Below are 15,489 nucleotides of genomic sequence, written 5' to 3'. Positions count from 1 at the left end.
TGGAAAAGGGGCAGAACTTCGCAGAAAATATACGTAACTCTGAAGTGTGAGAAATAAGTTATTTCGCTAGGGTCTTATATGACTGCGTGCTACGTTCGAGCTGCTTTTGTTCTGTGCTATCATTTTAGTAATCATGATAAGGGATTATATAGGAGGGACTTATGATGGAAGAAAATCAAATTTCAATGCCGACGAAATACGATCCACAGTCGATTGAGAAAGGTCGTTATCAGTGGTGGTTAGAAGGAAAGTTTTTTGAAACAACAGGCGATGATCAAAAGGAGCCATATACAATCGTTATTCCACCGCCAAACGTAACAGGTAAGCTTCACTTAGGTCATGCTTGGGATACGACGCTGCAAGATATTTTAACGCGTATGAAAAGAATGCAAGGTTATGACGTGCTTTGGCTGCCAGGTATGGACCATGCTGGGATTGCTACTCAAGCAAAAGTAGAGCAAAAGCTGCGTGAAGAAGGCGTTAGTCGTTATGATTTAGGACGCGAGAAATTCGTTGAAGAAACGTGGAAATGGAAAGAAGAATATGCGGGTCATATTCGTGCGCAATGGGCGAAGCTAGGTCTTGGTCTTGATTATACACGTGAACGTTTTACTTTAGATGAAGGGTTATCAAAAGCCGTTCGTGAAGTATTCGTAAAATTATATGAAAAAGATTTAATTTACCGCGGGGAATATATTATTAACTGGGATCCAGTGACGAAAACAGCTTTATCTGACATTGAGGTTATTCATAAAGATGTTCAAGGTGCTTTCTATCATATGAAGTACCCATTAGCAGATGGCTCAGGTTATATTGAGGTAGCTACAACTCGTCCAGAAACGATGTTGGGTGACTCAGGGGTAGCTGTTCATCCTGAAGATGAGCGCTATAAACACTTAATTGGCAAAACGGTTATTCTTCCAATTGTAGGTCGTGAAATTCCGATTGTTGGTGATGATTATGTAGATATGGAGTTCGGTTCAGGTGCGGTTAAAATGACGCCAGCGCATGATCCTAACGATTTCGAGGTTGGAAACCGTCATAACTTAGAACGCATTCTTGTGATGAACGAAGATGGAACAATGAACGGCCGTGCAGGTAAATATGAAGGAATGGACCGTTTCGAATGCCGTAAGCAAATTGTGAAAGATTTACAAGATGCAGGTGTATTATTCAAAATTGAAGATCATATGCATTCAGTTGGACATTCTGAGCGCAGCGGTGCAGTAGTTGAACCATATTTATCTACACAATGGTTTGTTAAAATGCAACCACTTGCTGATGCAGCAATCGAATTGCAACAACAAGGTGATGACAAAAAAGTTCATTTCACACCAGATCGTTTCGAAAAAACATACTTACGCTGGATGGAGAATATCCACGATTGGTGTATTTCTCGTCAACTTTGGTGGGGACATCGTATTCCAGCTTGGTACCATAAAGAAACAGGTGAAGTGTATGTTGGTACAGAAGCACCTGCTGATAGCGAAAACTGGGAACAAGATAAAGATGTATTGGATACATGGTTTAGTTCAGCATTATGGCCATTCTCAACGATGGGCTGGCCGGATGCCGATGCAGCGGACTTTAAACGTTATTACTCAACGGATGCGCTTGTAACAGGTTATGATATCATCTTCTTCTGGGTGTCACGAATGATTTTCCAAGCGATTGAATTCACAGGTGAACGTCCATTTGAAAATGTCTTAATTCATGGTCTTGTTCGTGACGAGCAAGGACGTAAAATGAGTAAATCTCTAGGTAACGGTGTCGATCCAATGGATGTTATTGATAAATATGGAGCTGACTCATTACGTTACTTCTTATCAACAGGAAGCTCTCCAGGCCAAGACCTTCGTTACAGTAACGAAAAAGTAGAGTCTGTATGGAACTTCTCGAATAAAATTTGGAATGCATCTCGTTTCGCCTTAATGAACATGAACGGCTTAACGTATGATGAAATTGATTTAAGCGGTGAAAAATCCGTAGCAGATAAATGGATTTTAACTCGCTTAAATGAAACGATTGAAACAGTTACACGTCTTGCAGATAAATATGAGTTCGGTGAAGTAGGGCGCGCGCTATATAACTTCATCTGGGATGATTTCTGTGATTGGTATATTGAAATGGCGAAGCTTCCATTGTACGGTGAAGACGAAGCAGCGAAGAAAACAACGCGCTCCATTCTTGCTTATGTGTTAGATAACACAATGCGCTTATTACATCCATTCATGCCATTTATTACGGAAGAAATTTGGCAAAACCTACCGCACCAAGGAGAGTCCATTACAGTGGCTGCTTGGCCAATGGTAAATCCTGCATTAACAGACACGGATGCAGCTGAAGAAATGAAACTTCTTGTTGAAATCATTCGCGCAGTACGTAATATCCGTGCTGAAGTGAATACACCGATGAGCAAGAAAGTAAACTTAATTTTAAAAGCGAAAGATGCGAATATTTCAGCAATCTTAGAGAAAAATGCGAGCTACATTGAGCGTTTCTGTAACCCGGAAGCATTAACAATTGGTGTCGAAGTAGAAGAGCCAGCTCAAGCGATGACAGCTGTTGTAACAGGAGTTGAGCTTATTTTACCGCTTCAAGGCTTAATCAACATCGATGAAGAAGTAAAACGTCTAGAAAAAGAACTGGATAAGCTGAACAAAGAAGTAGAACGCGTTCAGAAGAAACTAGGAAATGAAGGCTTTGTGAAGAAAGCGCCAGAGAAAGTAATTGAGGAAGAACGTGCAAAAGAAAAAGATTACGTTGAAAAGCGTGATGCTGTGATTCATCGAATTAATGAATTGAAACAATTATAAAAAAAGGAAGAACGAGTGGATGTGTGAAGGCTCGTTCTTCCTTTTTTTTGTGCGGGGGTACGGAGAGTCAAGCGGGGAAAAGGGGGTGCGAAAATGTGACCAATTATTTTGGCTAGTAACGATAGATGAACTTTTTATGTAAAGAAATGTTACCTATCAATCGATGTTATTAAATATAACATCTATAAAAAGAGTATAATTTGGAAGAGGGGATTTTGCAATATTTTGTTATATTATGTAACAAAATGTTCAATTTTTTAAAAGTGTTAAAAAACAGGAGTGTTGCGTAAAAAAATTAAAAAAGCGAGTGCGACAATGGCACTCACTCTAGTGTTTAAGCGAAATGAGACTGGATAAATTGTAAATATTCTCGGACAATATTGATGTCACTTAACGCACTTAACGTTCGACTCCCTACGACATCTTCAATTTCGTTAAACAAAAATCGACATTTTTCATCAAAAATAAAATCAATGCCGACCATACCAAAATCAAAGGCATCAATGATTGTTTGGATAAGTGCAGTTTCTTCATCGGACAATTCGTACAGGGAAGCTGTGCCTCCAAGGGTATAATTGGCTTTAAAATTTGAGCTGGATTCTCGTAACACAGCAGCAACGATTTTTTTTCCGACAACAAAAACGCGTACATCTTTTCCAAAAACGCCGGGTTTTTGAATCAACCAATCGCCTCCTGATGGCAATGATGTTAATTGGTTCGCATTTTCAATTAAATAGACACTCTTTCCGCCGCGTCCATGCACTTCCTTTGCGATGAAAGGGAAGGGAAAGTGTGCTTGAACAGAATCTTGGCAGTAAACGGTGTCTGCCATAGGGATGCCAAGTGAGCTAAGGAATTGATGAGTCTTTGCTTTGTTGTTTGCTATTTCGGACACGAAAGAAGAATTAAAACAAACGGTGCCAAGCATTTCTAATTGCTTGGTGAAAAATGAATCAATGGTTCTAATGATTGCATAGGCAGGCGGTGCAACAGGTTCGTTTCGAAAATCAACAAATAGGTTGTGCTGACGATGACCGATTTGTAGGTCTTCACGATAATGAAATTGTAGCTCCATGTTCAGTTCTTTTGCTTCTGCTAACATCCACTCTATATACGCTTTATTTTTCTTTGCATCCTCGCGGTTATAAATTAACCATCCGATTTTCTTCATTGGTTAGACGTCCTTTGTATCATATAATCAAACATAGCATCGGCAATATTAATACCGGTGCATTCATAAATATTCAGCAAATGCGAATTGGAATTTACTTCGCAAAGAAGAGGTCCGTCTTCGCCGTATAATAAATCAACACCGGCAAAATCAACGTCTAGAATGCGAGCGGCTGTAATAGCAAGTTCCGCTTCCGCTTCGGTTGGCGTATAAGGGGCACTTTGACCGCCGTTTGTCATATTGGCCCGGAAATCATGCTTCGATGTTCGTTTCATCGCGGCTACGACTTTGTTTCCGACAACATTGATTCGAATATCGCGACCTCGACTGTTTTCGATGAATTCTTGTAAAATAAAAGGTTTATGTTTTAATTTTTTTATAAGCTCTATTAATTCGCTCTCTGTCTCGATTAAGTATACTTGCTGCCCAAAAGAGCCATAGGCTTCTTTGATGACAAGCGGGTAACCGAGCGCTTGTCCGATGTTGATAAAGGCGTCAAAGTGTTGGCGCTTAATTCCTTCATATGTAAAGGGTGGGAAAAATGTTTTTGGCATCGGAATAGCATGATTGGCTAACGCTTGATGGGTTTTTGCTTTACTATCGCAAATATCGATTGCTTCACTTCTATTATATACAGGAAGGCCGAGCAGCTCTAACTGACGTGCTAAGTGAATGTCTTTATCGAGAAAAAGGACGAAATCAGGCAGTGAATTCCTGTTATGTATGAGTGCAGCTGCGCTGTTTTCAAGGCTGACGATTAGCTCGCTGTTTCGCACAATAGATGCGGCAATCCCTTTTTTTTCAGCGGCTTCCTTGACGAATAGAGCCAAATCGGAAAATTTCTCGTGCTGTAAATAGCCATTGACAACAATCCAGCAGGAGAGAGTCGATGAATTCATCTAAAATAACTCCTTTCATATAGGGAAATGAATGATATATTATAATTTGGGAGGCGTAGACCACATGCTAACAACAATAAACGAAATCAATCAATTTTTTGAACATAGATCGGTCCGGTTAGGAATGAACTTTGGACTTTCAAGGATGGAACAGCTATTAGCGAAGCTTGGTAATCCTCATAAAGAGCTGAAATACATTCATCTTGCTGGTTCAAATGGAAAAGGCTCCACCTTACATTATATAAAAGAAATGATGATTGCAGAAGGATATACAATTGCTTCCTTTACTTCGCCTTATTTGGAGAAAATGAATGAACAATTGAAGATTAATGATGAGATGATTCAAGATGAAGATTTTGTTGCTGTGTTTCAGCTGCTTTGGCCCGTTATTCAAGAAATGGATGAAGCGGGAAATGGCCCAACGCAATTTGAAATTTTAACTGCGATGGCATTTTGTTATTTTAAGAATTGTAAAGTAGACATTGTTCTCTTAGAAGCTGGTCTTGGAGGGAGATTGGATTCTACGAATGTCATCGAGCCGCTTCTTTCTATTATTACATCTATTTCACTTGAACATACGAACATTCTAGGGAACACTCTTGCTGAAATTGCTTCCGAAAAGGCAGGGATTATTAAAAAGGGTGCTCCTATTGTTAGTGGAGTGACGGAAGAGGAACCAGCACAAGTCATTCAGCAAAAAGCACAATCTCTTAAAGCGCCTTATTTTCAATTAACAAAAGATATCGTCATTCGAAATTTAGAGCAAAGGGAAGCCGTTCAAAGCTTTACCTTTGCTTTCCGAGATACAGTGCTTGAACAGCTTGAATTGCAAATGCTTGGTCGTCATCAAGTCGATAATGCAGCATTGGCGGTTGCTGCAGTTGTTCTGTTACAAGACTCCTTTACTGTTTCTGAAGAAAGCATTCGGAAAGGATTGCGTGAGGCGAAATGGAACGGACGGTTTGAAAAAATTCAGGACAAGCCGACCATTATCTTAGATGGAGCTCATAATCCGGCGGGTATTGGTGTATTGATTCAAACATTAAAGGAGCGATATCCAAAGCAAAACTATCGCTTTGTTTTTTCAGCTTTAAGGGATAAAAATTATTCAGAAATGATTCGATTAGTAGATGATGTTGCTTCGGATATTTTCTTTACGGAATTTACACATGAGCGGGCAGAGAAAGCGACTGTTCTTTATGAAACAAGCGACGCTAAACAGAAACATATCGATTTTAACTGGCAAACGTGCCTCACACACGCTCTAGCAGCGGAAGAAGATGAGATTGTTGTCGTTACAGGTTCGCTTTATTTTCTTTCTTTAGTGAGAGGGTATATGAAAGAACATAAGGATAAAGTATGATAGGAATATAGTTGCATAAGCGAGGTGAAGCAGATTGGTTCTCATTTTTTCCGTAATCATTGCTATACTTTTTTTAGCATTACTATTCATTTTTCTTCCTTTGAACTTAACATTAAAAGGGAAAGTCATTCTCTTTTTAGCTAGTGTTTGTACAAGTCTTCTCGGTTTGGCCATGATGAATCAAGTTTCGATTTGGGGAGCGATTGCTGTCCAACTGTTTTTTGCCATTGTTCTAGCTTATTTGATAACAAAACGGCTTGCGCTTTTTCAAGAAAATGAAGATGAGTCCAATTTTCGGGAGAAAGAACTACAGCCATTGTTTCGTTATGAAGAGCTCTTGGAAAAAGCAAATCTGTCAAATACAGTGGATCAATATGGGTCTCCTTCTTTTATAAAAAAAGATTCGTTGTCCTCTCCACATTTTGAAGCTGAAACATCGAATAATAATCTTTCTGATATAGGATATGGAACGCCTGAAGAACCGGAGTTTATAGATTTGGAAGCGCAAATGGCTCAGGAAAAAGAAGAAAGTCAAAGGCAGCTTGAACTAGAAGAGGTTGCGTTTATGGTGGAGGACGAGCTCGAGCTCATAGATAGAGAAGGAAGAGTAGCGGAGGAAAAGGAAGAAGACCGAAGTCAGTTTGTACTAGAAGAGACTGCGGCTACTTTGGAAGATGAGCTGGATTTTATCGATATGAAAGCAAGAATGCTAGAAGAACAGGAAGAAGACGAGAAACAAACGTCATTTGAAATAGTAGATGAATCGAATGATTTCATAAAAATAAGAATGAAAATGTTTGAAGAACTCGATGAGATACAAGAGTTGTCAGATGATGGGCGAAAAAACGAAGAAATTGAGATAGAAGAAAAACAAACGATTGCAGATTCTGCAGAGAAGGATGAAGATACATCTCCGAGTACAAACCTTCATTCATTTGAGGATTTAGAAGAATCGTATTTGAAAAATAAACAGAAGAAAGACAGGGAGACGGTGTAAGTGAAGAAGGGGTATGTACGAACTTTAATTCTCTTAATAAGCAGTACTTTGTTTATCACCTGTTTCTCTCAAGCTGCGGTATTTGCTTATGAAAAAGTCTTTCCGCCGGGCCGGATTTTTGCTAATGGGACAGTGGTTGGACCGATTGATGTAGGAAATCTTTCCGAGGATGAAGCGTTATCTAAGATATCAGAAGCTATAGAAATTTGGCAGAATAAACAAGAGATAACGGTATCATTTTCGAATCAAGAAAGAACGATTCCAGCGATAGACATGACGTTTCTTTTGCAGGAGTCAATACGGTCGGCAGAAGATGGAGCAACGAATCCGTTATATGCGAATATTTCAAAAGAAACGGTTCGGAGTGTATTGGTTGAAATGGCAGGCGGGGAGTTTGTTTCCAACCTGGATGTTACAAAGCTTAAATCCGAAATAGAACGAAAAGCAGGATTATTAGGCAAGGATGGAAAGGAAATTGTGGCGATAGAGTTTCTGCGTGATAATCTAGAAACGAAAGTGTTATCTCGTGCTGAAATGAACGTAACCGATGCAGAAGATGTAGCTTCTTTTGTGAAGCAGCATGCAACGTTTACAATCCCTGCTTTTCAGACTGTAGCCTTTATGAAAGATGTGATGGCAAACGACCACACATTTTCGGAGGCCTTTTTAACGGAAGCGGCATCGACTTTTTATAAAGCGAGTTTAGCGACCAATTTGCAAATTATTGAAAGACATAGAAGTGTAGAGTTTCCGAGTGATGCAGAAGCGGGATATGAAGCGAAAGTTAACCAAAGTGATTTGGATTTTATTGTGAACAATCCAAATGATACGGAATTAACTGTAACGTTTAAATCGAAACAACAAGGCGTGTTAGTCGCTGAAATAAGCGGCTATCCGAACGGGAAAAAATATGTAGTTCGACAAGAAAATCCGAAAACATATCCATTTAAAACAATTGTTCGATACACATCTGACCCATCCAAGCCAGCAGCCTCACCAGGAAAACAAGGTTACTCTGTCTCTGTTTATCGAGATATCTATGATAGTTCTGGAGAGGTTAGCGACTACAAGCTCATGGCCAAAGACTTTTACTTGCCGATCAATGAAGTAGTTGTGAAGGAAACGAAGGAAGAAGAAGTACCGGAAGAGGTCACGGAAGAACCGGCAGTGGATAATGAGGAGCGAGCGAAGGATGCAGACGAAGAAACGAATGTGGATCAAGAAGTAAAAGAGGAAAGTCCTGAGGCAAATGAAGAAGAAACAGATGTGAAGAAATAGAGTAGAAGGAAACCGGCTGGTGTGGATCAGCCGGTTTTGATTAGGTGTTAGAAATATATTTTTAACCTTAAAAAATTACATTCCAACTAATTAATATTTAAGTTAATCGTTATTGTATGCTGAGATGAAAGTGTTTTAGAGTATTCCTTTGTTAAGGAGGCGGTGACTGTATAAACGACTTTGATAGTATTCGTATTTTCTAGACTTATAGCATTAATAACAATTTTGAATCGCTCACTATCTTCTTCTAATTCTTTTTCTAGTATAGAATTTGTCTCATACTTAATTAGTGTATCTAAGGCTGTTTCAAACCTAAGCTGATATTCGTAGGGAATATTGGGGTTAGAAGGTGCAGGATCAGAATTTAGCCACGCTACTATACTTGCGTTTGCTTGTTTATTTGCCTCCTTTACTGCCGTCTCCGTGTAAGTTACTCCCATTTCTGATAATCGATTTAATTGTATATTTTCTTCTGTTTTTTTATTCTGACTAGCACTGTTTAAAACACTGCTAATCAAAGTTAATGAAAAGATAAAAATTAATGTAATCGTTAGTAGTACAAGCACTAATGTGTAGCCTGCTTCATTTTTTTCTTTCATGTAGTTATTCTCCTAATTGTCGGAATCTAGTTCTACATATCCATATACGGCTGTTAGTTCTTTGTTGTCTTCTGAATGGATGGTTATAGAAATAGGAAGTAAACCTAATGAGCTTTCTTCTGTGGTTTCAGGTAAAGGTGTCATAGTTGAAAGGTAGGTTTTATTGTTTAACTCAATAGGTGAGCGAGTATATGTATCTTCTGGAATGCTATTAGGATCTTCACAATTTTCCATTTTACAATAAGTTTCCATGCTGTTAGTTACGTCATGAAGCTCCTTCTCAGCCAGGTTGATTGCTGTTAATTTATCCTCTGCTTTCACAGAAAAAGTCATTGAATTAGAGAAGAAAGATAAGAACACGGTTAACACAATGCCGAGAATCGTAATAGATGCTAGCACTTCTATAAGAGTGAAACCGTTATTATTTTTAAAATTGTTCACGAATTTCTACCACCTAGTGTCTTTTTAATAAGTATATATCAAACTATAATAAAGATTAGGACAATTTTATTAAAAAGTAGTGAATTATTAACAGCTATCAAAGACTAAAGAATTATGTTTAATAATTAGTAAACTATTATTTTCATTCTATTAAAAGTGTGGTGTGATAAGTGGGGAAAAAATATATATCACAACAATCAGGGGTAACCTTGATTGAATTATTGGCAGCGCTAGCTATTTCAACACTATTAATAGGCATAGTTTATGGTGTTTTTACCTATTCGGTCCAATCTAATAATAAAACCCAATCTCACATTAATTTAAGACAAGAAGCTAACTTAATTATTACTGAAATGAGAAAACGGCATCAAGAGGCAACAGCAAACTATGAAATATGTTATGACGAGTTACTTGCAAATGAACTACCTTCTAAACAGGGGCTTTTGTTAGAAAAAGTTTCTATTGGTAAAACAACTGTAAATCAAACTACTTGTAAAGAGGAAATAGATCCTTCTCAAGCTTTGCCTGTTCAATTTACCTTGACTGATCAACAAAATCATAATCAATTTACCATAGATACGGTGATTGAAGGGAGACGAATGAATGAATCTTCTGTGTCTGTACCTATAGTAAAGCCTGGTGTTTGCCTACCAAACTCTTCAGAAATTAAGGAAGGTGATAAAGTATATAGTAGTGATACAGAGCTGAAAAATCGTGAAGTAGATAGTGTAGCACAGAACCTATACGCCAAAGGTACTTTAACCATGAAGAATGGGTCTATGATTACTGTAGGATGTAATGCTATTTTTGAGAAAACAGTGACGATGCATAACGATAGTACACTCTTAGTTAACGGTAATGCTACTTTTAAGGATAAAGTTGAGATAAAGAATGGTAAGAATGGCGGTGGAATGTTAATCAAGGGTGATGCTTATTTTGAGGATTTAGATTTGAAGAACGACGCAAAATTAGAAGTAAGGGGTAATGCCCATTTTAATGGAGAATTTATAAAACCGGATAAAGGGAGCATTTGTGTAAAGGGTCAGGCCACTTTCAAAAATAATCCTCCTACTTATTATGAGGTTAAAAATGTTACATCTTGTGGGAATAGTAATGGGATCATTTACGTCTTAAATCAAAAAAAGTAGCAGGTGAATACCATGGTAAAAGAACGAAAACGCCTAGGCGATCTACTCGTCGAGGCGGGAATCATTACTGAGGAGCAGCTCGAGGAGACGTTGCGGGAGAAGAAGAGCGGGCAGAGGCTTGGGGATGCGCTGCTTGAGCGGGGATTGATTAGTGAGCAGCAGTTAATTGAAGTGCTGGAGTTTCAGCTGGGGATTCCGCATATTAGTTTATATCGGTATCCGGTCGATGTGAGTTTGTTGAATCTTGTGTCGAAGGAATTTGCGTTTCGGAATACGCTTTTGCCGATTAAAAAAGAAGATAATCAGCTCATTGTGGCAATGAATGACCCAATGAATTATATTGCGCTCGATGATATGCGGCTATCGACAGGATTTCAGATTTCACCAGTTATTGCAACGAAGGAAGATATTGTGTCGGCGCTTTATAAATATTACAACATGTCGGAAACGTTTGAAGATATGGAATTAGAAGGTTTGGATGACGAAGAGGATGAAGAAGCGCCGGCTGTCCGGCTGATGAATCAAATTTTGGCGGTAGGGGTTCAGCTAAAGGCGAGTGATATTCATATTGATCCGCATGATACGAAAATACTCGTTCGTTATCGCGTCGATGGCATTTTACGGACAGAGCGAGTGTTGTCTAAAAACATCTACAATTTACTTATTTCACGTATTAAAATTATGGCAAATTTAAATATTACCGAGTCTCGTTTGCCGCAAGATGGACGAGTTAGGCTGGATGTTAATCTGACACCGGTTGATTTACGGATTTCACTCTTGCCAACGGTGGATGGCGAAAAGGTCGTTATTCGGATTTTGGACTTAACGAGTGTGCGGATGAATCTTTCACAGCTCGGTTTTAATAAAGTGAACGCCCAGAAGTTTATGTCGATGATTGAACGTCCGTCCGGTATGGTGTTGATTACAGGACCAACAGGATCAGGGAAAACGTCCACTCTTTATGCGGCTTTAAATCAACTGAATACAGAACAAGTAAACATTGTCACAATTGAAGATCCTGTTGAATATCAGCTTCCCGGCATCAACCAAGTGCAAGTGAATCAAACGGTTGGTCTCACATTTGCGGCAGGGTTGCGTTCCATCCTTCGCCAAGACCCTAATATTATCATGATTGGGGAAATTCGTGATACGGAAACAGCGGATATAGCGGTTCGTGCTTCGTTAACCGGCCATCTTGTTTTAAGTACGCTTCATACAAATAGTGCGTTGTTAACGATTCCTCGTTTACTAGATATGGACATTGAACCGTATTTAGTTGTTTCCTCTCTAACTGGGGTAGTAGCACAAAGGTTAGTTCGGAAAGTATGCGGTCAATGTAAACAAGAATATCATCCAACAGAAATGGAAAAATCTTTATATCAAAAACGGGGAATAAAAGTCGATACATTATATAAAGGAGCAGGCTGCAATACTTGTCAAAACAGCGGCTACCGCGGAAGACTTGCGATTCATGAAGTGTTAATGATTGATGATACGATTCGTTCCATGATGATGAATAATAAATCGATTCAGGAAATTAAACAGTATGCAATGCGCAGCGGGATGATCTTTTTACTGGACGATGGATTATTAAAGACGAAAGCGGGGCTGACAACGGTAGAAGAAGTGCTGCGAGTGACGATTCAGGAGTAGGGGGACATCAATATGAAAGAAAAACTAGATTACTTGCTGACGGCTGCGTTTGAATTAGGAACGTCCGATATTCATTTAACCGTCGGGGTTCCTCCAATCATGAGGCTTCATGGGGAACTTAAGCAATATGGTAAGGACGTGTTAAAGCCCGCTGACACGGAGGCGATGGCTCGAGCAATCGTTCCAGAAGGTTTATGGGAGAAACTGAAAACGAATGGAGAACTAGATTTTTCATATAGTATTCCACAAGTATCGCGTTTTCGTGTCAATGCGTATCATCAGCGGAACTGTTTAAGCCTTGCTATCCGGGTTGTACCGACAGAAATTCCAACATTAGAAAAGCTAAACATGCCGAATGTATTACGAGACATTTCTGAAAAACCGCAAGGACTCGTGCTTGTGACAGGACCGACAGGAAGCGGGAAATCAACGACGCTGGCGGCGATGATTGATTATATTAATAAACATTTGAAACGTCATATTATCACGTTAGAAGATCCGATTGAATATTTGCATAAACATGGTATGAGTATTATCAATCAACGAGAAGTTGGTTTTGATACGAGCAATTTTGCCAACGGTCTTCGTGCTTGTCTTCGTCAAGACCCAGACATTATTTTAGTAGGAGAAATGCGAGATTTAGAAACGATTTCGACAGCGATTACGGCAGCGGAAACCGGACATTTAGTGTTAGGTACGTTACATACAACCGATGCTCCAGCGACGATTGATCGAATTATTGATGTATTTCCGCCGAATCAACAGCCGCAAGTACGCATTCAGCTTGCCTCTGTATTAGGGGCGATTATCTCGCAGCGCTTGTTTCCGACAAAAAATCGAAAAGGACGGGTCGCAGCGACAGAAATTATGATTAATAATTCAGCGATTCGAAACTTAATCCGAAACGAAAAAATTCACCAAATCCACAGCATTATGCAAACTAGTAAATCAGCCGGCATGCATACGCTTGAAATGTCGATGAGAGAACTGATTGAAAAAAATCGAATCGATGCACAGTCAGCTGCTCCTTATTTACAAGAGGTTATGGTGTAATGGCTGTTTTTCGTTATGTAGGAAGAGATCGTACCGGGAAAAAGAAAGAAGGCAAAGTAAATGCGGAACACCGAAGAGAAGCGGTAAGTAAGCTGCGTGAAACAGGAATTGCCGTCATTCAAATTGAAGAATTAACCGGTATTTTGTATAAGGAAATCTCGTTAGGAAAGAGAAAAGTAAAAAATAAAGATTTTGTTATTTATTTGCGCCAATTTTCGACGCTATTAAAAGCTGGAATCAGTTTAGTAGAAGCAACGAAAATTCTTTCCGAGCAAACATCTAGTAAAATATTAAAGAAAACGCTCATAGACTTACTTCATAGTTTAGAAGCTGGGAAGCCATATTCAGATGGTGCCGAAAAGCATCCAAACGTCTTTCCTGCAATTTTTGTCAACATGATGCGTGCCGGAGAAGCGGGCGGTAATATTGATGAGATTTTAGAAAGAATGGCTGTTTATTTTGAAAAGCAATATCAAACAAGAAAAAAAGTTCAAGCGGCGATGACCTATCCTGCAACTGTTGGAATTATCACGATTACAATTGTTATTTTTCTCTTATCGACCGTCGTTCCATCCTTTCAAAAGGTATTTGTTTCATCAGGAGCCGAGCTTCCGCTTATTACTAAAATCGTCATCGGCATGGGAGGCTTTTTTCAATCGTTTTGGTGGCTGTTTGTTCTGTTTGCGATTGCCCTATATATCGGTATTCGTTTAATTCTTGAAAATCGTCAAACGAAATATTATTGGGATTATGCTCTTTTAAAAGTTCCGTTATTCGGCTCCATGCTTCAAAAAGCACAAATGGCGCGGATGACGCGGACGCTTAGCTCGCTTTTTTCAAGTTCTGTCCCGATTTTGCAATCGTTAACCATTGTTGAGAGAATTGTTGGGAATGAAGTCATAGCTCGAGTTGTTAAAGAGGCAAGAAGCTCGATTGAAAAAGGAGAATCGATGTCTGTTCCGATGGAAAGGCATTGGGCTTTTCCGCCGATGGTCACACAAATGATTGCGGTCGGGGAACAATCCGGGTCAATTGATGTCATGCTTGAGAAAGTAGCGGATTTTTACGACATGGAAGTGGACAATGCGACGGATCAAGTGAAATCATTAATAGAACCGATGCTCATTGTCTTTTTAGCAGGAGCTGTTGGAGGAATTGTAGGTGCTATTGCGTTTCCGATGTTTAAGATATTTGAAACAATTCAATAAATAGAAACATTTTATTAATTTTTTTAGGTAAAATGTAAGGAAATGTACAAAAATAAGCGTTGTATTTTGGGGATAAATGCCTATATAATAAAATAAAAGGTAAAGTTGGAAGCGTTGAAAGATTATTCGTATGTGGGCACTTGAATGATCCGGAGCTAGTAGTGCACCCCGCCAATTTTAAGTCTTTGAAACTGGTAAACTACTAGATTTAGTGAATATTTACATACACACTACTTCTAAAATAAAAAAGGGGGATAAAGGTATGAAAAAGAAATTACAAAAATTACTAAAAAACCAAAAAGGTTTGACACTCGTTGAATTACTAGCAGTTGTTGTTATCTTGGGGATTATTGGAGCGATTGCGGTGCCGAGTATTGCGAACATTATTGACAACAGTAAGAAAGATGCGCATGTGGCAAATGCTGAACAATTGATTGGGGCTGCGAGATTGGCGGTTGCGGCGAATGAGAAATCATTATGGGCAAACAGTGGTAATAATGCTAATGATGGTGGCAAAATTACTATGACAGAATTAGTAAGTGCTGGATACTTAGAAAGTGCAATTGAAGATCCGGATAAGGATGGTACATCCTACCCGGAAGCTACTGCCTACGTAATGTATAATGGAACTGATAAATCATATATTGTAACTCTTGAAGGTAGTGAAAGAGGTATATCAGGTAAAAAACCATCGGAACTTAAAAGAGATATTGTAGAATAAAAATATTGTGAATTTTAATAACTCCTTCCCAAGGAGTTATTTTTTTACCTATTCCTACATATCCCACCATCCTACTATCGAATCATGTTGTATTTCGTTATAATAGAATTATGGATAAGTAGAGAAGAAGCAGAGGAACATG

General features: G+C 38.9%; 13 protein-coding genes and 1 riboswitch. Of the genes, 9 read left to right on the top strand and 4 right to left on the bottom strand.

Annotated features, from left to right (window positions below; all coding sequences use genetic code 11):
* Nucleotides 1-164 precede the first annotated feature (164 nt).
* Nucleotides 165-2,816: a valine--tRNA ligase gene (locus tag BAOM_RS18425; protein WP_127762635.1), complete on the top strand. Its 2,652-nt coding sequence runs from the start codon at nucleotides 165-167 to the stop codon at nucleotides 2,814-2,816.
* A 334-nt stretch (nucleotides 2,817-3,150) separates the two neighbouring features.
* Here BAOM_RS18425 and BAOM_RS18420 read toward each other — a convergent pair whose 3' ends face one another.
* Nucleotides 3,151-3,987: an ATP-grasp domain-containing protein gene (locus tag BAOM_RS18420; RefSeq protein ID WP_127761533.1), complete on the bottom strand. Its 837-nt coding sequence runs from the start codon at nucleotides 3,985-3,987 to the stop codon at nucleotides 3,151-3,153.
* Nucleotides 3,984-4,886, bottom strand: a complete 903-nt coding sequence (locus BAOM_RS18415; RefSeq protein ID WP_127761532.1) for an ATP-grasp domain-containing protein — start codon at nucleotides 4,884-4,886, stop codon at nucleotides 3,984-3,986. Before BAOM_RS18415 ends, BAOM_RS18420 begins: the two co-directional genes overlap by 4 nt.
* Before the next feature lie 64 nt (nucleotides 4,887-4,950).
* Between BAOM_RS18415 and BAOM_RS18410 the strand changes: the two genes are divergently transcribed.
* From BAOM_RS18410 to BAOM_RS18400, 3 genes are read left to right on the top strand one after another with little or no spacing between them, the layout of a single operon-like run.
* Complete coding sequence (locus BAOM_RS18410) at nucleotides 4,951-6,249, top strand: bifunctional folylpolyglutamate synthase/dihydrofolate synthase (protein WP_164853288.1); 1,299 nt, start codon at nucleotides 4,951-4,953, stop codon at nucleotides 6,247-6,249.
* A 34-nt stretch (nucleotides 6,250-6,283) separates the two neighbouring features.
* Nucleotides 6,284-7,246 (top strand): hypothetical protein, encoded by a 963-nt coding sequence (locus BAOM_RS18405; RefSeq protein WP_127761530.1) that lies wholly within the window; start codon nucleotides 6,284-6,286, stop codon nucleotides 7,244-7,246.
* The gene (locus tag BAOM_RS18400; protein ID WP_127761529.1) at nucleotides 7,247-8,524 is read left to right on the top strand and encodes a VanW family protein; all 1,278 of its coding nucleotides are present in this window, start codon (nucleotides 7,247-7,249) and stop codon (nucleotides 8,522-8,524) included.
* 86 nt (nucleotides 8,525-8,610) lie between these two features.
* Here the strand turns inward: BAOM_RS18400 and BAOM_RS18395 are convergent, their stop codons facing one another.
* Nucleotides 8,611-9,123, bottom strand: a complete 513-nt coding sequence (locus tag BAOM_RS18395) for a hypothetical protein (RefSeq protein ID WP_127761528.1) — start codon at nucleotides 9,121-9,123, stop codon at nucleotides 8,611-8,613.
* 12 nt (nucleotides 9,124-9,135) lie between these two features.
* Complete coding sequence (locus BAOM_RS18390; RefSeq protein ID WP_127761527.1) at nucleotides 9,136-9,564, bottom strand: type II secretion system protein; 429 nt, start codon at nucleotides 9,562-9,564, stop codon at nucleotides 9,136-9,138.
* Between the two features lie 170 nt (nucleotides 9,565-9,734).
* On the opposite strand from BAOM_RS18390, the gene BAOM_RS18385 reads away from it, so the two are divergent.
* From BAOM_RS18385 to BAOM_RS18365, 5 genes are all read left to right on the top strand, one after another.
* Nucleotides 9,735-10,712 (top strand): PulJ/GspJ family protein, encoded by a 978-nt coding sequence (locus BAOM_RS18385; protein ID WP_127761526.1) that lies wholly within the window; start codon nucleotides 9,735-9,737, stop codon nucleotides 10,710-10,712.
* Nucleotides 10,713-10,724: 12 nt separating this feature from the next.
* Nucleotides 10,725-12,365: a GspE/PulE family protein gene (locus BAOM_RS18380; protein WP_127761525.1), complete on the top strand. Its 1,641-nt coding sequence runs from the start codon at nucleotides 10,725-10,727 to the stop codon at nucleotides 12,363-12,365.
* Between the two features lie 12 nt (nucleotides 12,366-12,377).
* Nucleotides 12,378-13,418 carry a type IV pilus twitching motility protein PilT gene (locus BAOM_RS18375; protein WP_127761524.1) on the top strand — a complete coding sequence of 347 codons (1,041 nt, stop codon included), beginning with the start codon at nucleotides 12,378-12,380 and terminating at the stop codon, nucleotides 13,416-13,418.
* Nucleotides 13,418-14,626, top strand: coding sequence for a type II secretion system F family protein (locus tag BAOM_RS18370; RefSeq protein ID WP_127761523.1), 1,209 nt, complete (start codon nucleotides 13,418-13,420; stop codon nucleotides 14,624-14,626). Before BAOM_RS18375 ends, BAOM_RS18370 begins: the two co-directional genes overlap by 1 nt.
* Nucleotides 14,627-14,724: 98 nt before the next feature.
* A riboswitch (cyclic di-GMP riboswitch) is annotated at nucleotides 14,725-14,808 on the top strand.
* Between the two features lie 80 nt (nucleotides 14,809-14,888).
* A complete protein-coding gene (locus tag BAOM_RS18365) occupies nucleotides 14,889-15,347 on the top strand; it encodes a type II secretion system protein (RefSeq protein ID WP_127761522.1) in 459 nt (152 codons plus the stop codon).
* The last annotated feature ends 142 nt before the right edge of the window (nucleotides 15,348-15,489 follow it).

The sequence above is a fragment of the Peribacillus asahii genome (assembly GCF_004006295.1).
Taxonomy (GTDB): Bacteria; Bacillota; Bacilli; order Bacillales; family DSM-1321; genus Peribacillus; species Peribacillus asahii_A.
The sequence above is the reverse complement of the archived record's forward strand: the minus strand, read 5'-3'. Positions and strand labels throughout refer to the sequence as shown.